At 71.3% G+C, this 17,823-nt stretch carries 15 protein-coding genes; 3 read left to right on the forward strand and 12 right to left on the reverse strand.

Annotation, left to right across the window (positions count from 1 at the left end):
• Positions 1 to 12 precede the first annotated feature (12 nt).
• The 7 genes from FJ658_RS13230 to FJ658_RS13260 all read right to left on the reverse strand — a co-directional run bounded on the left by FJ658_RS13230 (position 13) and on the right by FJ658_RS13260 (position 8,076).
• On the reverse strand, positions 13 to 828 hold the full coding sequence (locus tag FJ658_RS13230; protein WP_141145825.1) for a shikimate dehydrogenase: 816 nt from the start codon (positions 826 to 828) through the stop codon (positions 13 to 15).
• 9 nt (positions 829 to 837) lie between these two features.
• Positions 838 to 2,193: an endolytic transglycosylase MltG gene (mltG, locus tag FJ658_RS13235; RefSeq protein ID WP_255447720.1), complete on the reverse strand. Its 1,356-nt coding sequence runs from the start codon at positions 2,191 to 2,193 to the stop codon at positions 838 to 840.
• 1 nt (position 2,194) lies between these two features.
• The gene (gene ruvX, locus FJ658_RS13240) at positions 2,195 to 2,677 is read right to left on the reverse strand and encodes a Holliday junction resolvase RuvX (protein ID WP_219995771.1); all 483 of its coding nucleotides are present in this window, start codon (positions 2,675 to 2,677) and stop codon (positions 2,195 to 2,197) included.
• A gap of 2 nt (positions 2,678 to 2,679) precedes the next feature.
• Positions 2,680 to 5,337 (reverse strand): alanine--tRNA ligase, encoded by a 2,658-nt coding sequence (gene alaS / locus FJ658_RS13245; protein ID WP_141145827.1) that lies wholly within the window; start codon positions 5,335 to 5,337, stop codon positions 2,680 to 2,682.
• Positions 5,338 to 5,408: 71 nt separating this feature from the next.
• Positions 5,409 to 5,636: a hypothetical protein gene (locus FJ658_RS13250; RefSeq protein ID WP_141145828.1), complete on the reverse strand. Its 228-nt coding sequence runs from the start codon at positions 5,634 to 5,636 to the stop codon at positions 5,409 to 5,411.
• Positions 5,637 to 5,819: 183 nt separating this feature from the next.
• Positions 5,820 to 6,449 carry a 30S ribosomal protein S4 gene (gene rpsD / locus FJ658_RS13255; protein WP_141145829.1) on the reverse strand — a complete coding sequence of 210 codons (630 nt, stop codon included), beginning with the start codon at positions 6,447 to 6,449 and terminating at the stop codon, positions 5,820 to 5,822.
• 178 nt (positions 6,450 to 6,627) lie between these two features.
• Complete coding sequence (locus FJ658_RS13260; RefSeq protein WP_141145830.1) at positions 6,628 to 8,076, reverse strand: replication-associated recombination protein A; 1,449 nt, start codon at positions 8,074 to 8,076, stop codon at positions 6,628 to 6,630.
• A 156-nt stretch (positions 8,077 to 8,232) separates the two neighbouring features.
• On the opposite strand from FJ658_RS13260, the gene FJ658_RS13265 reads away from it, so the two are divergent.
• The 3 genes from FJ658_RS13265 (at position 8,233) to FJ658_RS13275 (ending at position 11,089) form a co-directional block, all read left to right on the forward strand.
• Positions 8,233 to 9,018 carry a peptidylprolyl isomerase gene (locus FJ658_RS13265; protein WP_141145831.1) on the forward strand — a complete coding sequence of 262 codons (786 nt, stop codon included), beginning with the start codon at positions 8,233 to 8,235 and terminating at the stop codon, positions 9,016 to 9,018.
• A gap of 107 nt (positions 9,019 to 9,125) precedes the next feature.
• Positions 9,126 to 10,355: a DUF349 domain-containing protein gene (locus tag FJ658_RS13270; RefSeq protein ID WP_255447721.1), complete on the forward strand. Its 1,230-nt coding sequence runs from the start codon at positions 9,126 to 9,128 to the stop codon at positions 10,353 to 10,355.
• 110 nt (positions 10,356 to 10,465) lie between these two features.
• Entirely contained in the window at positions 10,466 to 11,089 is a 624-nt protein-coding gene (locus FJ658_RS13275) for a hypothetical protein (RefSeq protein WP_141145832.1), read from the forward strand.
• Here FJ658_RS13275 and FJ658_RS13280 read toward each other — a convergent pair.
• The 5 genes from FJ658_RS13280 to ruvB form a co-directional block, all read right to left on the reverse strand.
• A complete protein-coding gene (locus tag FJ658_RS13280; RefSeq protein ID WP_141145833.1) occupies positions 11,076 to 13,331 on the reverse strand; it encodes a bifunctional (p)ppGpp synthetase/guanosine-3',5'-bis(diphosphate) 3'-pyrophosphohydrolase in 2,256 nt (751 codons plus the stop codon). The two genes, FJ658_RS13275 and FJ658_RS13280, sit on opposite strands and share 14 nt — an antisense overlap.
• Before the next feature lie 61 nt (positions 13,332 to 13,392).
• Positions 13,393 to 14,424 carry a protein translocase subunit SecF gene (secF, locus tag FJ658_RS13285; protein WP_141145834.1) on the reverse strand — a complete coding sequence of 344 codons (1,032 nt, stop codon included), beginning with the start codon at positions 14,422 to 14,424 and terminating at the stop codon, positions 13,393 to 13,395.
• Complete coding sequence (gene secD, locus FJ658_RS13290) at positions 14,424 to 16,136, reverse strand: protein translocase subunit SecD (protein ID WP_141145835.1); 1,713 nt, start codon at positions 16,134 to 16,136, stop codon at positions 14,424 to 14,426. Before secD ends, secF begins: the two co-directional genes overlap by 1 nt.
• A 99-nt stretch (positions 16,137 to 16,235) precedes the next feature.
• Positions 16,236 to 16,610, reverse strand: a complete 375-nt coding sequence (yajC, locus tag FJ658_RS13295) for a preprotein translocase subunit YajC (protein ID WP_141145836.1) — start codon at positions 16,608 to 16,610, stop codon at positions 16,236 to 16,238.
• 103 nt (positions 16,611 to 16,713) lie between these two features.
• The gene (gene ruvB, locus FJ658_RS13300) at positions 16,714 to 17,796 is read right to left on the reverse strand and encodes a Holliday junction branch migration DNA helicase RuvB (protein ID WP_141145837.1); all 1,083 of its coding nucleotides are present in this window, start codon (positions 17,794 to 17,796) and stop codon (positions 16,714 to 16,716) included.
• Between the last annotated feature and the right edge of the window lie 27 nt (positions 17,797 to 17,823).

Consider the following 17,823-nt stretch of genomic DNA (forward strand, 5'->3'; position numbering starts at 1 on the left):
GCGCCGGCGCGGTCAGCGCCCGACGGCGGCGCGCATGGCCGCCAGCACCGCGGTCTCATCGGGCAGCGGCGCTCCCGGGTCGCCGGTGCGGAAGATGCGGATCTGGCGCACGGCCTGGTGCAGCAGCATCCCGAGTCCGTGCACGAGGCCGCCGCCGGCCTGCTGCCAGCGCGCCGCCAGCGGCGTCGGCCAGGGGTGGTAGACGACGTCGAGCAGCAGCTGCTCGGGGCGCAGCGCGGGAACCGCGACCGGGATGTCGACCCCGCCGGGGATCGTGCTGACGACGAGATCGGCCTCGCCCGGACGCGCGTCGCCGAGGGCGACGACCCGGGCCGAGCCGGCGTCGGCCACGCGCTCGGGCGCGCGCGCCGCGAGCACGACCTCGGCGCCGAAGACGCGTGCGGCCTCGACGGCGCTGCGGGCGGTCGCGCCGCCGCCGAGCACGAGCACGCGGCGCGGGTCGGCGCCGCCGGACTCGCGCACCGCATCCACGATGCCGTCGACGTCGGTGTTGTACGCACGCGGGCCCGCCGGATCGAGCAGCAGGGTGTTCGCCTGCCCGGTCGCGCGGGCGACCGGGTCGACGGTCCAGCCGGCGTCGTCGGCGAGCGAGATCAGTCGCCGCTTGAGCGGCATCGTGAGCGAGAGGCCGAGCCAGTCCGGCCCGAGGCCCGCCAGGAAGTCGGCGAGGGTCTCGTCGGTTACCTCGGCGCGGCCGTAGTCCCAGTCGAGACCGAGCACGCGGTAGGCCGCCTGGTGCAGCGCGGGCGACTGCGAGTGCCCGATCGGCGAGCCGAGCACCGCGAGGCGCCGGGATGCTCCGCTCACCGGGTGCGCTCAGGCACAGTAGGCCCGGTTCTCGTCGCTCTCGCGGCACCAGGCCTGCCACTCCTTCACGGCGGCGTCGTGCTCGGCGATCGTGGTCGAGAAGCGGGTCTCGCCCGTCTTGAGGTTGACCGCCACGAAGTACAGCCACGGACCGTCGGTCGGGTGCAGCGCCGAGTCGATCGCGTCCGCGCCCGGAAGGCCGATCGGACCGATCGGCAGGCCGGGGTTGGCGTAGGTGTTGTACTTGTTCGCCGCGTCGGCCCGCTCCGCGCCGGTCGTCGTCACGCGGTGCGTGTTGCCGGTTCCGTAGGCGACGGTCGCGTCGCTCTGCAGCAGCATCCCGTCGTCGAGGCGGTTCTGGAACACGCGCGCGATCTTGTGCATGTCCTCGACGCTCGGGCCCGATTCGCGCTGCACGATCGAGGCGAGCGTGACGACCTTGAAGCGATCGGCGGGGGCGACGCCGGCGGCATCGAGGCGCGCGTTCATCTCCCCCACGAGCTTCGCCAGCACGTCGTGAGCGGTCACACCGGGGTCGAAGGTGTAGGTCGCCGGGAAGAGGAAGCCCTCGATGCTGGGCGCCTCGGCCGGCACGCCGAGCGCGACGTAGTCCTGCGCGGCGGCCTGGAAGTCGGCGACCGGGATGCCGGTGCCCGCCGACAGCTGCTCGAAGGCCGCCTCGGCGCTGAAGCCCTCGGGGATCAGCACCGTGTTGACGACCCGGTTCTTCGGGTCCTGCAGGGCGGCCAGCGCCGACTTCGCGCTCATCTGCTTCTTGAGCTTGTAGTTGCCCGGCTCGAAGGAGACGTCGGGGCTCTTGAGCAGCAGCTGGTAGAAGGCGGTGTAGGTCTTGGTGACGCCCTCCTTCGCGAGGGTCGTCGCGACATCCGAGCCGATCTGCCCCGACTGGATGGCGATCGTCACCTCGCCGGTGCCCTCGCCCTCGTAGTCGTTCGACTCGCCGATGCCGAGGATCTGGTTGATGCGATCGCCGTAGCGGTCGTAGACCACGGCGCCGGTGACTCCGACGCCGGCGATGAAGACGACGAGCACGACGAGCAGCGCGATGCGGCGACGGCGCCGCGTGCGACGGCGGGCCTGCTCCCGCGGGGTCGCGGGCTCGCCACGACGACCGCCGCGGCGCGACGACGTCGTCGTCGGGGCGGCGTGCTGCTGCGCGATCTGACCCGTGCGGGCCTCCTCGGCGGCGGCCGCGACGCCGCTGCGCGGGGCCGGGGCGTGCTGCTCGGCCGGGCCGGCGGGCGCGGGGCCGTTCGGGTCGGAGGCGGGGGCCGGCGATCCGGTGGCCGGGTCGCGGCGGTCGCTCGGCTGGAAGATGTCGTCCCAGCTGGGCTCGTTCGGCACGTCAGGTTCCTTCCGGCGTCACCGGGCTGCCCGGCGGTCGTCCCGACGAGCGTTCGGCGTCGAGCGCGGTCTGCAGGATGATAACAGCGGCCGCCTGGTCGATCACGGGCCGCTGCCCGCGCGCCTTCCGGCCGTTCTCGCGCAGCTGACGCTGGGCGGTGACGGTCGACATCCGCTCATCCACGAGCACGACGGGGATGCTCGCCCCACCCTCGCCCGCGGTCGCGAACGCCGCCGCGATCTCGCCGGCCAGCGTGCGCGCGTCGTCGGTCGAGGGCGTGTCGGCGCCGGAGAGCGACAGCGGCAGGCCGACGACGATCTCGATCGGGAAGTAGTCCTCGGCGATCGCGCGCAGCGCGGCGATCGTGCCCTCGCCCCGCGGCACCGTCTCGACCGGCGTCGCGATCAGCCCGTCGAGGTCGCAGGTGGCCACGCCGACGCGCGCCCGCCCGACGTCGATGCCGAGCCGGCGGCCGCGCCGCACCCTCAGCCCTCCAGCGCCTGACGCAGCGCCGCGACCGCAGCCGGCACGGCCGCGACGTCGGTGCCGCCGCCCTGGGCGAGGTCGTCCTTGCCGCCGCCGCCGCCGCCGAGCACGCCCGCGGCCTGCTTGACGAGCGCGCCGGCCTTGACGCCCGCATCCCGCGCCGCCGCGTTCGTGGCGACGACGACCGAGGGCCGCTCGCCGACGCGCGCGAGCAGCGCGACGACGGCCGAGTCGCTGCCGAGGCGCTCGCGCACCTGCTGCGCCAGCTGACGCAGCTCGTCGGCCGAGGCCAGCTCGCCGAGATCCTCGACGACGGCCGTGTGCGCGCCGAGGCGGGTCGCACCCTGCGCGAGCGCGGGCACGCGGTCGGCCAGCTTGCTCGCCTCGAAGGCGGCGATCTTCTTCTCAGCCGTCTTGAGGCTCGCGACGAGCTCGGCGATGCGGTCGGGCAGCTGCTCGCGCGGCGTCTTGAGCGAGCTCGACAGCTGGCTCACGATCGCGCGCTCCACCCCGAAGTCGCGGAACGCATCCGCGCCGACAAGCGCCTCGACGCGGCGGTTCGTCGATCCGATCGACGACTCGCTGACCAGGTTGATGAGGCCGACCTGCGCCGAGCTCGACACGTGCGTGCCCGCGCAGAGCTCGCGCGACCAGGGGCCGCCGATGTCGACCATGCGCACGGTGTCGCCGTACTTCTCGCCGAACAGCGCCATGGCCCCCGCGGCGCGCGCCTCGTCGATCGGCAGCACGCGCGTGACGACCTCGAAGTCCTGGCGGATCGCGTTATTGGCGATCTCCTCGATCTCGCTGCGCGTCTCGGGGCTGAGCGACTGGCTCCACGAGAAGTCGAGGCGCATGTAGCCGGCCTTGTTGAACGAGCCGGCCTGGTGCGCCTGCTGGCCGAGCGTCTCGCGCAGGGCCGCGTGGATGAGATGGGTCGCCGAGTGCGCCTGAGTCGCCCCGCGGCGGTACTCGGTGTCGACCACGCTCGTGGCGGCGTCGCCGACGCCGACCTCGCCCGAGGCGACCTGCACGGTGTGGCTGATGAGCCCCTTGACCGGGCGCTGCACGTCGAGCACCTCGAGGTCGAAGCCGGCGCCGACGATGCGGCCCGCATCCGCCGCCTGGCCGCCCGACTCGGGGTAGAGCGACGTCTCGGCGAGGATCACCTCGGCGATATCGCCCGCGACCGCCTTCGTGACCGACACGCCGTCGACGAGCAGGCCGAGCACGCTGGTCTCGGTCTCGAGGTAGTCGTAGCCGGTGAAGGTCGTCTCGCCCTGCGCGCGGAATCCGCTGTAGACCGACAGGTCGGCGATCGCCTTCTTGCGGTTCTTGGCGTCGGCCTTCGCGCGGTCGCGCTGCTCCTTCATGAGCGAGTCGAAGGCGGCGCGGTCGACCGACAGGCCCGACTCCTCGGCGATCTCGAGCGTGAGGTCGATCGGGAAGCCGAAGCTGTCGTGCAGGAGGAAGGCGGTGTCGCCCGGGAGGACGGCCGAGCCGACCTTCTTCGTGTCCTGCACCGCGACATCCAAGATGCTCGTGCCCCCGGCGAGCGTGCGCAGGAAGGTGTCCTCCTCGGCGTAGGCCATGCCCGAGGTGCGCGCCCACTCCTCGGCGACGTCGGGGTAGGCGGGCGCCATCGCGTCGCGCGAGGCGGTGAACAGCTCGGGGAAGCTCGTGCTGTCGACGCCGAGGAGGCGCATGGCGCGGATGGTGCGGCGCATCAGTCGGCGCAGCACGTAGCCGCGACCCTCGTTCGACGGGCTCACGCCGTCGGTCATCAGCATGAGCGACGAGCGCACGTGGTCGGCGATGACGCGCATGCGCACGTCGTCCTCGTGGTCGGCGCCGTAGCGGCGGCCCGAGAGCTGCGACGCGACGTCGAGCACCGGACGCACCTGGTCGATCTCGTACATGTTGTCGACGCCCTGCAGCAGGAACGCGACGCGCTCCATGCCCATGCCGGTGTCGATGTTCTTCTTCGGCAGCTCGCCGACGATGTCGAAGTCGATCTTCGAGCGCACGTTCTGGATCGCGTACTGCATGAACACGAGGTTCCAGATCTCGACGTAGCGGTCGTCGTCGGTCGCCGGTCCCCCGTCGACGCCGTAGGCCGGGCCGCGGTCGAAGAAGATCTCCGAGCAGGGGCCCGCGGGGCCGGGCTGGCCGGTCGACCAGTAGTTGCTGTCCTTGCCGAGGCGCTGGATGCGCTCCTCCGGCAGTCCGGCGACCTTGCGCCACAGCTGGATCGCCTCGTCGTCGTCTTCGTAGACAGTGACCCAGAGGTCCTTCTCCTGGAAGCCGAATCCGCCATCCGCCTGGCTGCTCGTGAGCAGATCCCAGGCGTAGGTGATCGCGCCCTCCTTGAAGTAGTCGCCGAAGGAGAAGTTGCCGTTCATCTGGAAGAACGTGCCGTGGCGAGGGGTCTTGCCGACCTCCTCGATGTCGTTCGTGCGGATGACCTTCTGCACGCTCGTGGCCCGCGGGTACGGCGCGGGCACGACACCGGTCAGGTACGGGATGAACGGCACCATGCCGGCGACCGTGAACAGCAGCGACGGGTCGTCGCTGACGAGCGAGGCGGAGGGGACGACGGTGTGGCCGCGCTCTCCGAAGTAGGTGAGCCAGCGGCGTTGGATTTCAGCGGTCTGCACAGGGATTCCCGGATCGTGGGGCGGAGTCGCCCCGAAGAGCCGCGCGGGGCGCGGCGATGGACTTCAGCGGACTACTTGAGGCGCTTCGTGATGTCGGCGATCGCGTCCTCGGCGTCGCGGATCGAGTCGCGCAGCTCGGCCTCGCGGCTGCGGTAGCCGTCGAGCACGGCGGCGCCGAAGCCCCGGGTGCGGTCGTCGATCTCCTCGAACAGGGCTCGGCCCTGCGGGGTCTTCGAGACGTAGTGGGCGGCCACGAAGCCGGCGGCGACGCCGACGACCAGCCAGAAGGCGCTCTTCATGGGACTCTCCTCAGCTCGCGGGGCGCGCCGGCGCGGCGCGATCGAGCCCCCAGCCTATTACGCCGCGTCCGCGGCGGCGCCGTCGCACGACGCACCGCCGGCGCATCCGAGGACGACGATCCCGAGAACGACGAAGGCCCCCGGATCTCTCCGGGGGCCTTCGCGCTGTCGCTGAGCTTCGCTTTAGCGAGCGGCGTAGTACTCGACCACGAGCTGCACCTCGGCGGTCACGGGGACCTCCGCGCGCTTCGGGCGACGCACGAGGCGCGCCTGCAGCTTGTCGAGCTCGACCTCGAGGTAGCCGGGAACCGGGGGCAGCACCTCGGCGTGACCGCCGGCGGCCGCCACCTGGAAGGGCTCGGTGCCCTCGCTCTTGGGCTTGACGTGGATGAGCTGGCCCGGCTTCACGCGGAACGACGGGCGGTCGACGAGCTGGCCGTCGACCATGATGTGGCGGTGCACGACGAGCTGGCGCGCCTGCGCGGTGGTGCGGGCGAAGCCGGCACGCAGCACGAGGGCGTCGAGGCGCATCTCGAGGAGCTCGACCAGGTTCTCACCGGTCAGGCCCTGGGTGCGGCGCGCCTCGTTGAAGACGATGCGCAGCTGCTTCTCGCGGATGCCGTACTGCTCGCGCAGACGCTGCTTCTCGCGCAGACGCACGGCGTAGTCGCTGTCGGTGCGGCGCTTGGTGCGGCCGTGCTGACCCGGGGCGTAGGGGCGCTTCTCGAGGTAGCGCGCGGCCTTCGGGGTGAGCGCGACGCCGAGGGCGCGCGACAGGCGGACCTTGCGGCGGTCCTGGGACTTGGTGGTCACGGATGTGTCCTTCTGGTTGTCTCGAACGTTCGGATGTCACGGCCGCTCACGCGCCCGCGGACGCGCGCAACGGAGGATCCGTGCGAAGAGAGGGTGTGGACCACGGTGGACGCTCGGCTACAGAGCAGTTCCACCTCGACCGACGATCTCCCACGCAGCCGCACGGGGAGACCAGGTTTCAGGCCTCCGGAAGCTTAGCAGACGTGTCGTCCTGCTCCGCGGCCGCATCGGCATCCTCGGCGGGCTTCTCGGCGACCTTCTCGGCGGGCGCGGCGTCGGCCGGCCGCGCCGGCATCGGGCGCCCCTCGACGATGGCCCGCAGCCGCTCGAGCCGCGGGCCGACCTCGCGCTCGTGGCCGTTGCCGGTCGGCGTGTAGTAGCGGGTGCCGACGAGCTCGTCGGGCAGGTACTGCTGCTCGGCCACGCCGAACGGCGCATCGTGGGCGTAGCGGTAGCCCTGGCCGTGCCCGAGCCGCTTCGCACCCGGGTAGTGGGCGTCGCGCAGGTGCTTCGGAACGCGGCCGATCCGCCCGGCCCGCACATCCGCGATCGCCTGGTTGATGCCGTTGTAGGCCGCGTTCGACTTGGGCGCCGTCGCGAGGTAGACGACGGCCTCGGCGAGCGGGATGCGCCCCTCGGGCATGCCGATCATCTGCACCGCCTCGGCGGCCGCGACGGCGATGGGCAGCGCCTGCGGGTCGGCCATGCCGATGTCCTCGGCCGCCGAGATGATGACGCGGCGGGCGATGAAGCGCGGGTCCTCCCCCGCCTCGATCATGCGGGCCAGATAGTGCAGCGCGGCGTCGACGTCGCTGCCGCGCACGCTCTTGATGAAGGCGCTGATCACATCGTAGTGCTCGTCGCCGTTGCGGTCGTAGCGCAGCAGGGCGCGGTCGACGCTCGCCGCCACGATGTCGGCGGTCACGACCGGCGTCTCGCCCTCGGGCGTCTCCGACGCGGCCGAGCCAGCCGACGCCTCGAGGGCGGTCAGCGCGCGCCGCGCATCGCCCGATGCCAGGCGCACGAGCGCGGCCTTCGCCTCGTCGTCGACCTCGACGGCGCCGCGCAGCCCGCGGTCGTCGGCGACCGCGCGGTCGATCAGCATCGCCAGATCGTCGTCGTCGAGCTGCTGCAGGGTCAGCAGCAGCGACCGCGACAGCAGCGGCGAGATGACCGAGAAGGACGGGTTCTCGGTCGTCGCGGCGACCAGGATGACCCAGCCGTTCTCGACGCCCGGCAGCAGAGCATCCTGCTGAGCCTTGGTGAAGCGGTGGATCTCGTCGAGGAACAGCACGGTCGAGACGCCGTAGAGATCGCGGCTCGAGCGCGCCTCGTCCATGACCTGCCGCACGTCCTTCACGCCGGCGGTCACCGCCGACAGCTCGACGAAGCGACGACCCGAGCTGTGCGCGATCGCCTGCGCCAGGGTCGTCTTGCCGGTGCCCGGCGGACCCCACAGGATGACCGACACGGCTCCTGAGGTGCCGGTCGTGTCGTTCGCCAGATTGACCAGTGGCGAGCCCGGGCGCAGCAGGTGCTTCTGGCCGGCGACCTCGTCGAGCGAGGTGGGGCGCATCCGCACCGCCAGCGGGGTGGACCCGGAGAAGAGCCCCTGCTGACCTGCCATGTCCCCATGCTAGGTGCGGCATCCGACGTGCCGCCGCGCCGCCGGGGCCACAGGGACGGCGTCGACGGCATGACTAGAGTTCTCGGTGGCCGCGACGCCCGCGGCCGGCCGCGCGCACGCCGACGCGGCGCACGGCACGACGACACGGGAGGTCCGGTGGCACCGAGCAGGAACGAGCGCGACGCGCGCGAGGCGCGCGATCGACTCCGCAGCTACTCGGCCCGGCAGCAGGTGCACGAGGGTCAGCGCACCCGGCGCTGGCGCGACAACATCCTCGCCATCGTGGGCGTCGTCGTCGTGGCCGGCCTCGCCGCTGGAACGCAGATCTTCTACTTCACCGCCGGACCCGGCGGCTCGGGCGGCGCCAGCGCCTCGCCCTCGGCATCCGCCAGCGACCAGGCCGGGCAGAACGTCGGGGACGTGCCCGACCCGAGCCTCGCCGAGGATCGCGACTGGACCGGCACCCTCACGCTCAACGAGATCGCGCTCGGCGTGACGCTCGACGGCAAGAACGCCCCGCAGGCGGTCAGCTCGATCGTGCAGGACGTGCAGTCGAACTACTACCCCGGCAAGACCTGCCACCGTCTCGTGAACAGCGACGGCTTCGGCGTTCTGCAGTGCGGCTCGCTCACCGGCGACGGCTCGGGCGACCCCGACTTCCAGTACGGCCCGGTCGAGAACGCGCCCGAGGACGGCGTCTACCCGGCGGGCACGATCGCCATGGCGCGCAGCACCAGCGAGTACTCGATGGACCACCAGTTCTTCATCTGCTTCAAGGACACGACGCTGCCCACCGACGGCGGCGGCTACACGGTCGTCGGCACCGTGACGAGCGGCCTCGACCAGCTGATCAGCGGCGTCGTCGACGGCGGCATCGCCGACGGCGCGACCGACGGCGCGCCGAACGTGGCGACCACGATCACCGCCTTCAGCCTGAAGTAGGCGGTCGCGGCGAGCGGCAGAACCCGGGGTGAGCCGCGGGCGAGGGTGCCCTAGGCTTGACCGGGTCCGGTGCGCGCCGGCGAGATGACGACGAAGTGGGATCGAACGTGAGCGACGACAGCACGCCCTGGGGCCGTGTCGACGACGAGGGAACCGTGTACGTCCGCGAGGCGGACGGCGAGCGGGCGGTCGGCCAGTACCCCGACGCCACGCCCGACGAGGCGCTGGCCTACTTCACCCGCAAGTACGTCGAGCTCGAGGGCCAGGTGACGCTGCTCGAGCAGCGCATCCTCAAGGGCGCTCCCGCCGCCGATGTCGCGAAGGCGCTCAAGCACCTCGGTGAGTCCGTGGCCGAGCCGAACGCGGTCGGCGACCTCGCCGCGCTGCGCGAGCGCGTGCAGAAGCTCGGCGGCACGGTCGCCGAGGCGACCGAGAAGCAGAGCGAAGAGGCCCGCGAGGCCGTCGCCGCCGCTCTCGCCGAGCGCGAGGCGATCGTGGTCGCGGCCGAGAAGCTCGCCGCGCAGGATCCGGCCCGCGTGCAGTGGAAGCAGACCAGCGCCGAGCTCGACGGTCTGTTCCAGCAGTGGCAGCGCCACCAGCAGGACGGCCCGCGCCTGCCCAAGAACGAGAGCAACGAGCTGTGGAAGCGCTTCCGCACGGCGCGCAGCACGATCGAGACGCACCGCAAGGCGTTCTTCGCCGAGCTCGACAGCGCTCACAAGGATGCGCGCAGCCGCAAGCAGCGTCTGGTCGAGCGCGCCGAGGCGCTCGCGCCGCGCGGCGTCGCCGGCATCCCCGACTACCGCACGCTGCTCGACGAGTGGAAGCGCGCGGGTCGCGCCGGCAAGAAGGCCGATGACGCCCTGTGGGCGCGGTTCAAGGCGGCGGGCGACGTGCTCTACCAGGCCAAGGCCGAGGTCGACGCCGCCGAGGACGAGGAGTTCCGCGGCAATCTCGACCTCAAGCTGGAGCTCCTGGTCGAGGCCGAGAAGATCCTCGAGGTCTCCGATCGCGTCAAGGCCAAGGAGCTGCTGCTCGGCGTGCAGCGCCGCTGGGATGCGATCGGCAAGGTCCCGCGTGACTCGATCCGCTCCGTCGAAGACCGCATCCGCAAGGTCGAGGCGCACGTCAAGAAGCTCGACGAGGACCACTGGAACCGCAGCGACCCCGAGAAGCAGGCGCGGTCCGACGGCTTCGCAGCGCTGCTGACGGCTGCGATCGACAAGCTCGAGTCCGACATCGCCGACGCCAAGAAGCGCGGCGACGCGAAGAAGCAGGCCGCTCTCGAGGAGGAGCTCGCCTCGCGGCGCGCCCTGCTCGGCGCGGTGCGCAACTAGGCCGCTCCCGCCCGGGCTCTCCGGCGGCTGCTCTCTCCACAGGGCGCCGCCGTCCACAGATCGCGGATCCGCGCCGATCGGCGATCTCGCCGCGCGGCACGATCGGAGTCATGTCGATCCCGCGCTTCCTCTCCCCCGTCCGCCCCGTCAAGGCCGACGACGGCGAGCTGCCGGAAGCCGAGCTGCGCGCGGCCGTGCTCGACGGCGAGGTCTACCAGCTCGGCGACGGCTTCTCGCCGAGCGACCTGCCCTCGGGTCCGGCCGAACGGCTGGCCGTCGTGCTCCGCGGCCGATCGCCCCGGCTCGCCGCCGAGGGTCTGACGGCGGCGTGGGTGTGGGGCGCACGCTCGACCGCGCCGCCCGTGCTGCAGCTCTGCTGCGAGCTCGGCCACCGCGTCGCCAAGACCGCCGCGCCCGACGCCGAGGTGCGGGAGCTCACGCTGCAGCACGACGACCTGGTCCGCTTCGGCGGCCGGGCGGTGACCTCGCCGCTGCGCACCGTCGTCGATCTGGCGCGCGACGGCGACGACGGGCGACCCCGCGCCGACGACGAGCTGCTCAGCTCCCTGCTCGTGGTCGGCGGCATCGCGATCGACGACGCGATCGAGCGGCTCGACCGAGGGCGAGGACTGCCCGGCCGACGAGCGGCGCGCGAGCGCCTGAGGCGACTGACCTCGCGTGCCCCAGCAGGCCGCCCTCCGCGCGGCCCGGCGATCGACCTCAGCCGCTGTTGACGCGGTAGACGTCGTAGACGGCGTCGATGCGCCGCACGGCGTTGAGCAGTCGATCGAGGTGCACGGTGTCGCCCATCTCGAAGACGAAGCGGCTGATGGCCAGGCGGTCGCTCGAGGTCGACACCGACGCCGACAGGATGTTGACGTGGTGCTCCGAGAGCACGCGGGTGACGTCGGAGAGCAGCCCCGAGCGGTCGAGCGCCTCGACCTGGATGTGCACCAGGAACAGGCTGCGCGAGGTCGGCGCCCACTCGACGTCGATCATGCGCTCGGGCTCGGCCGTCAGGGTGCTGACGTTCGGGCAGTCGTCGCGGTGCACGCTCACGCCGGCGCCGCGGGTGACGAAGCCGACGATGGTGTCGCCGGGGACCGGGGTGCAGCACTTGGCGAGCTTGACCAGGATGTCGGGCGCGCCGCGCACCAGCACGCCCGAGTCGGTCGCGCGCAGCTGCCGGGCGCGAGACCGCGCCGGCACGGCGATCTCGTGCTCCTCGACCTCGCCGTCGCCCTGCACGAGAGCGACGACCTTCTCGATCACCGACTGGGTCGAGACGTGGCCCTCGCCGACGGCGGCGTACAGCGCCTCGACGCTGTCGTAGCGCATCCCGGCGGCGACCTCGCCGACCGAGTCCTGGTTCATGAGCTTCTGCAGCGGCAGGTTCTGCTTGCGCATCGCCCGGGCGATCGCGTCGCGACCCTGCTCGATGGCCTCCTCGCGGCGTTCCTTCGTGAACCAGCCGCGGATCTTGTTGCGCGCCCGAGGGCTCTTGACGAAGTTCAGCCAGTCCTTGCTGGGTGCCGCATCCGGGTTCTTCGAGGTGAAGACCTCGACCGAGTCGCCGGAATTGAGGGTCGACTCGAGCGGCACCAGTCGCCCGTTGACTTTGGCGCCCATCGTGCGGTGGCCGACCTCGGTGTGCACGGCGTAGGCGAAGTCGACCGGCGTCGCGCCGGCGGGCAGGCCGATGACCTTGCCCTGCGGCGTGAAGACGTAGACCTCCTTCGCGCCGATCTCGAAGCGCAGGTTGTCGAGGAACTCGCCCGGATCGGCCGTCTCGGCCTCCCAGTCGCTGATGTGCGCGAGCCAGGCCATCTCGGTGCCGGCCTGCTTCACGTCGGCGGTGCGACCCGCCATCCGCTCCTTGTAGGCCCAGTGGGCCGCGACGCCGAACTCGGCGCGCTGGTGCATCTCGTGCGTGCGGATCTGGATCTCGACCGCACGGCCCTTCGGCCCCACGACGGTCGTGTGCAGCGACTGGTACAGGTTGAACTTCGGCGTCGCGATGTAGTCCTTGAAGCGCCCGGGGATCGGGTTCCAGCGGGCGTGGATCGCGCCGAGCACGGCGTAGCAGTCGCGGATGTTGTTGACGAGCACGCGGATGCCGACGAGGTCGTAGATCTCGTCGAACTCGCGGCCGCGCACGACCATCTTCTGGTAGATCGAGTAGTACTGCTTCGGCCGGCCGACGACCTGGCCCTTGATCTTGCCGGCCTTGAGGTCGTCCGCGACGGAGTCGATGACCTGCTGCACGAACTCCTCGCGCTCGGGCGTGCGATCGCGCACGAGGCTCTCGATCTCGACGTAGAGCTTCGGGTACAGCACGGCGAAGCTCAGGTCCTCGAGCTCCCACTTGATGGTCTGGATGCCGAGGCGGTGCGCCAGCGGCGCGTAGATCTCGAGCGTCTCCTGCGCCTTGCGCCGCGCCGACTCGGCGGGCACGAAGCCCCAGGTGCGCGCGTTGTGCAGCCGGTCAGCGAGCTTGATGATCAGCACGCGGATGTCCTTCGACATCGCCACGACCATCTTGCGCACGGTCTCGGCCTGGGCGCTGTCGCCGTACTTCAGCTTGTCGAGCTTCGTGACGCCGTCGACGAGCATCGCGACCTCGTCGCCGAAGTCGGCGCGCAGCTCGTCGAGCGTGTAGTCGGTGTCCTCGACGGTGTCGTGCAGCAGCGCCGCCGCGATCGTCTTGGTGCCGATGCCGAGGTCGGCGAGGATCTGCGCCACCGCGACGGGGTGCGTGATGTACGGCTCGCCCGAGCGCCGGATCTGGCCGTTATGGGCCTTGCGCGCCGTGATGTAGGCGCGGTCGATGAAGCCGAGATCCGCCTTCGGGTGGTGCTGCCGCACCGTCTTGAGCAGGCGGTCGACCGCGCCGGCCGGCTGCGCACGCGAGAACAGGCGCGGCAGGATCGTGCGCAGCGTGGCCGTGCTCGACGGCGCCTGCTGGGTCTCGGTCATGCGCGCGCCTCCATCCGAGGATGATACGCGCGCATCGACCTGCTCACCGGACGCGCGCTGCTCAGGCCGGGACGACGTCGGTGGAGCGCTCGCGCTGCTGCAGGATGCGCTTGTCGGCCTTCGCGATCGCCGGCTCGTTCTGGCGGAACAGCGCGTACAGCGGCGTCGCGATGAACGGCGTCGAGTACGTGCCGATGATCGTCCCGACGAGCAGGGCGAGCGAGATGTCGCGCAGCGTGTCGGCGCCGAGCACGAAGGCTCCGATGAACAGGATCGCCGCGACCGGGAGGGCCGCCACGACGCCGGTGTTGATCGAGCGCACGAGCGTCTGGTTCGCCGCGAGGTTCGCCGTCTCGCCGAAGGTGCGGGTCGAGTCGGGGCCCCACTCCGAGGTGTTCTCGCGCACCTTGTCGAAGACGACGACGGTGTCGTAGAGCGAGAAGCCGAGGATGGTGAGGAAGCCGATGATCGCGGCCGGCGTGATCTCGAAGCCGGTGGCCGCGTAGACGCCGATCGTGATGACGAGGTCGTGCAGCAGGGCGAGCATCGCCGCGGCGGCCATCTTCCAGGTGCGGAAGTAGATCGCCATGACGACAGCGGCGAGCACGAGGAAGACCGCCAGACCGCGCAGGGCGTTGCCCGTCACATCGGCGCCCCAGGTCGCGCCGATGAACGACGCCGTGACGTCCTTCTCGGGCACGTCGAACTCGCTCGCGAGCGCGGCCCGCACATCCTGGGTCTGCTCGTCCTTCAGCTGCGTGGTCTGCACGCGCAGACCCGACTCGCCGAGGGTCGACGACCGCGGCACGGCGTCGGGCACGACCTCGGTGACGGTCTCCTCGCCGCGCTGCTGCAGCTCGGTGGGGCTGCCCGGGTTCGGGATGTCGTTCACGAGGAACTGCGATCCGCCGCGGAACTCGATGCCGAAGTTGAACCCCGCGCCGAAGTTGCCGGCGCCGCGCACGAACGGCACGAGCACGGCGATCACCATGAGCGAGATCGCGATCGTGAACCACAGACGGCGACGGCCGACGAACGGGACCGAACGGGCGCCCGTGTAGAGGTCGTTTCCGAACTTCTGGAAGCTGGCCATCAGGACTCCTTGCCCGAATCGGCGCTGCCGGATCCGCTCTTGGCCGAGGTGAGCTCGGCGGCCTTGCGTTCGGCGATCGTCTGTCGCCGCTGCGCCTCACGGCTCGCCCCGGAGCGGCGCTCCTCGGTCGAGACGCGGAACTGCGCGCGGCCGCGGTACACGGCGCCGAGAGCGTTCGGATCGAGGCCCGACAGCGGGTGCCCGCTCGAGAAGAAGCGCGTCTTGGCGAGCAGCTGCAGCACCGGGTGGGTGAACAGCAGCACGACCAGCACGTCGATGATCGTGGTGATGCCCAGGGTGAGCGCGAAGCCCTTCACGTTGCCGACCGCGAGGATGTAGAGCACGATCGCCGACAGCAGGTTGACGCCCTTGGCGGCCGCGATGGTGCGCAGAGCGCGCCCCCAGCCCGCTTCGACGGCGCCCACCAGACCTCGCCCGTCGCGCAGCTCGTCGCGGATGCGTTCGAAGTACACGATGAACGAGTCGGCTGTCAGACCGATCGAGATGATCAGACCCGCGACGCCGGCCAGCGAGAGCCGGTAGCCGGAGTGGTAGGAGGCGATCTGGATGACCCCGTAGGTGATCGCCGCCGTCACGACGAGCGAGGCGATCGTCACGAAGCCGAGCAGTCGGTATTGGAACAGCGAGTAGATCACGACCAGGATCAGGCCGATCAGGCCGGCGATGAGTCCGCTCTGCAGCTGGCTAGAGCCGAGGGTCGCCGAGACAGTGTCGCGGCTCTGCACCTGGAAGCTCACGGGCAGCGAGCCGTACTTGAGCTGGTCGGCCAGCGCCTGCGCCGTCTCCTGCGTGAAGTTGCCGGTGATCTGCGGCTGGTCGGTGACGCCCTGCACGACCGGGTCGGTGATGACCACGCCGTCGAGCACGGCGCCGAACTGGTTGCGCGGGCTCTCGAGGCTGATGAGGCGGTTGCCCATCTTCTTGATCGCGTCGCCACCGGTTCCGTTGAAGCGGATGCTCACGGCCCAGGTGTTGGTGCTGACGCCCTGCGATCCCTGCACCGTGCCGGCGCTGGCATCCGTGATGTCGGAGCCGTTGACCTCGACCGGGCCGAGGAGGTACTTCGTGGTGCCGTCGTCCTTGCAGGTCACGAGCGGCTGGTCGGGATCGGCGACGTTGGCGCCGGAGTCCTCGACGTCGGAGCACTGGAAGTCGTCGTACTGCTTCTGCAGCGCCGGGGTGACCCAGTTCGTGTCGCTCGCGTTCGAGGGCTTGACGCTCGGCGTCGACGACAGGCTCGCGTCGTCGCTCGGCGAGGCGGAGGCCGAGGGGTCGTCCGACGCGGCGGCGGTCGGCGCGCCGGTCAGCAGCACGGGGCGGAACTCGAGCTTCGACGACGACTGGATGCGCTGCAGGGTCGCCTGGTCGGGCGTGCCCGGGATCGAGACGACGATGTTCTGGTTGCCCAGGGTCGTGATCTCGGCCTCGGAGACACCGGAGGCGTCGACGCGCTGGCGGATGATCGACACCGCCTGCTGCAGCTGCTCGGCCGTGGCCTCCTTATCGCCCGGGACGACGGGCGAGAGGATGATCTCGGTTCCGCCGTCGAGGTCGATCGCGAGTTTGGGGGTCCAGCCCCACTTCCACGCGAGCACGCCGGCGGTCTGGAATCCCGCCAGCACCACCAGGATCAGGATCAGCCAGGTCAGGGCTCGCCACGCCTTGCGCGTGGGCGTCGTTCTCGTCGCCACGAAGGGTTCCGCTCTCCATCCGGAGCCGACGGCGACTGCGCCCCCGACCCCCTCGTCGTCACCCGTCAGATCGCGGGCGACGATTTCCCAGGGTAGTGCTTACTCGGCGTCCTTCTTGTCCGACGCGGTGCGCTCGCCGAACTCGGCCTTCTCGCTGATCGGCTCGACGCTCGACTCGTTGAGGCTGGGCTCCTCGGCCTCGGCCACCTCGGGCTCGACGACCTTCAGCAGGGTCTGCTTGTGGATGCGCAGGGTCTGGCCGGGCGCGGTCTCGATGACGGCCTCGTTCTTGTCGTCGTCGACCGAGATCAGCGTGCCGTAGATGCCGGTGGAGGTCATGATCTCGACACCGGGGACCATCTTGTCCTTGAGCTCGGCCTGCTCCTTCTGGCGCTTCTTGCTGTTGCGCCAGCTCAGGAAGATGAAGACGACGAGGACGGCGCCGAGGGCGACGTAGAGCAGGGTCTGGTCCATGGGGTGGTGTGGCCTTCCGGGGGTTTCGGCGGACTCGCCGATCAAGAGGAGCCGCGACGCGGCGGGCCGACCCTAGCCGTGGGGCCTGGGCGGCACCCGAAGATCATACGCCATCGTCGAAGAGCGCCCCCGTGTCGGGGCGGCGCACACCGAGGTGCTGCCAGGCGGTGCGGGTGGCCACGCGGCCGCGCGGCGTTCGGGTCACCATGCCGATCCGCACGAGGAAGGGCTCGACGACCGACTCGATCGTGTCGGCCTCCTCGCCGACGGCCGCCGCGAGGGTCGTCAGCCCCACCGGCCCGCCGTCGAAGCGGCTGACGATCGCGTCGAGCACGGCCCGGTCGAGGCGGTCGAGGCCGTGCGCGTCGACGTCGTAGAGCTCGAGCGCGGCCTGCACGGCGCGGGTGTCGGGCTCGATCGCGTGCACGAGCGCGTAGTCGCGCACCCGGCGCAGCAGGCGGTTCGCGATGCGGGGCGTGCCGCGGCTGCGCGAGGCGATCTCGGCGAGAGCCGACGAGGGGATGTCGAGCCCGAGCTTGCCGGCCGCGCGACGCAGCACCTCCTCGAGCTCCCCGTCGTCGTAGAACTCGAGGTGCGCGGTGAACCCGAAGCGGTCGCGCAGCGGGTTCGGCAGCAGGCCGCTGCGCGTCGTGGCGCCGACGAGCGTGAACGGCGCGAGGTCGAGCGGGATGCTGGTCGCGCCGGCGCCCTTGCCGACCATGATGTCGATGCGGAAGTCCTCCATCGCGAGGTACAGCATCTCCTCGGCGCTGCGGGCCATGCGGTGGATCTCGTCGATGAACAGCACCTCGCCGGGCACGAGGCTCGACAGCAGCGCGGCGAGGTCGCCGGCGTGCTGGATGGCGGGTCCGCTCGACATGCGCAGCGGCCGGTCGCCCTCGTGGGCGACGATCATCGCGAGCGTCGTCTTGCCGAGCCCGGGCGGGCCGGCGAGCAGGATGTGGTCGGGCGTGCGCTGCTGCAGGGTCGCGGCGCGCAGCAGCAGCTCGAGCTGGCCGCGCACCTTGCTCTGGCCGACGAACTCGGCGAGCGTGCGCGGACGCAGCGCGCCCTCGAAGGCCAGCTCGGCCTCCGACTCGGGCTGCGGGCGCACGACGGGGTCGTCTCCCCCGGCGCGGGCCACCGCATCCGGAGCGAGCTCGTGGTCGGGCTCGAACGCGGTCATCGCCGCCGTCCCCTCATCGCTGCGGTC

The sequence above is a fragment of the Schumannella sp. 10F1B-5-1 genome (genome assembly GCF_006517535.1).
In the GTDB taxonomy this organism is placed as follows: Bacteria; Actinomycetota; Actinomycetes; order Actinomycetales; family Microbacteriaceae; genus Schumannella.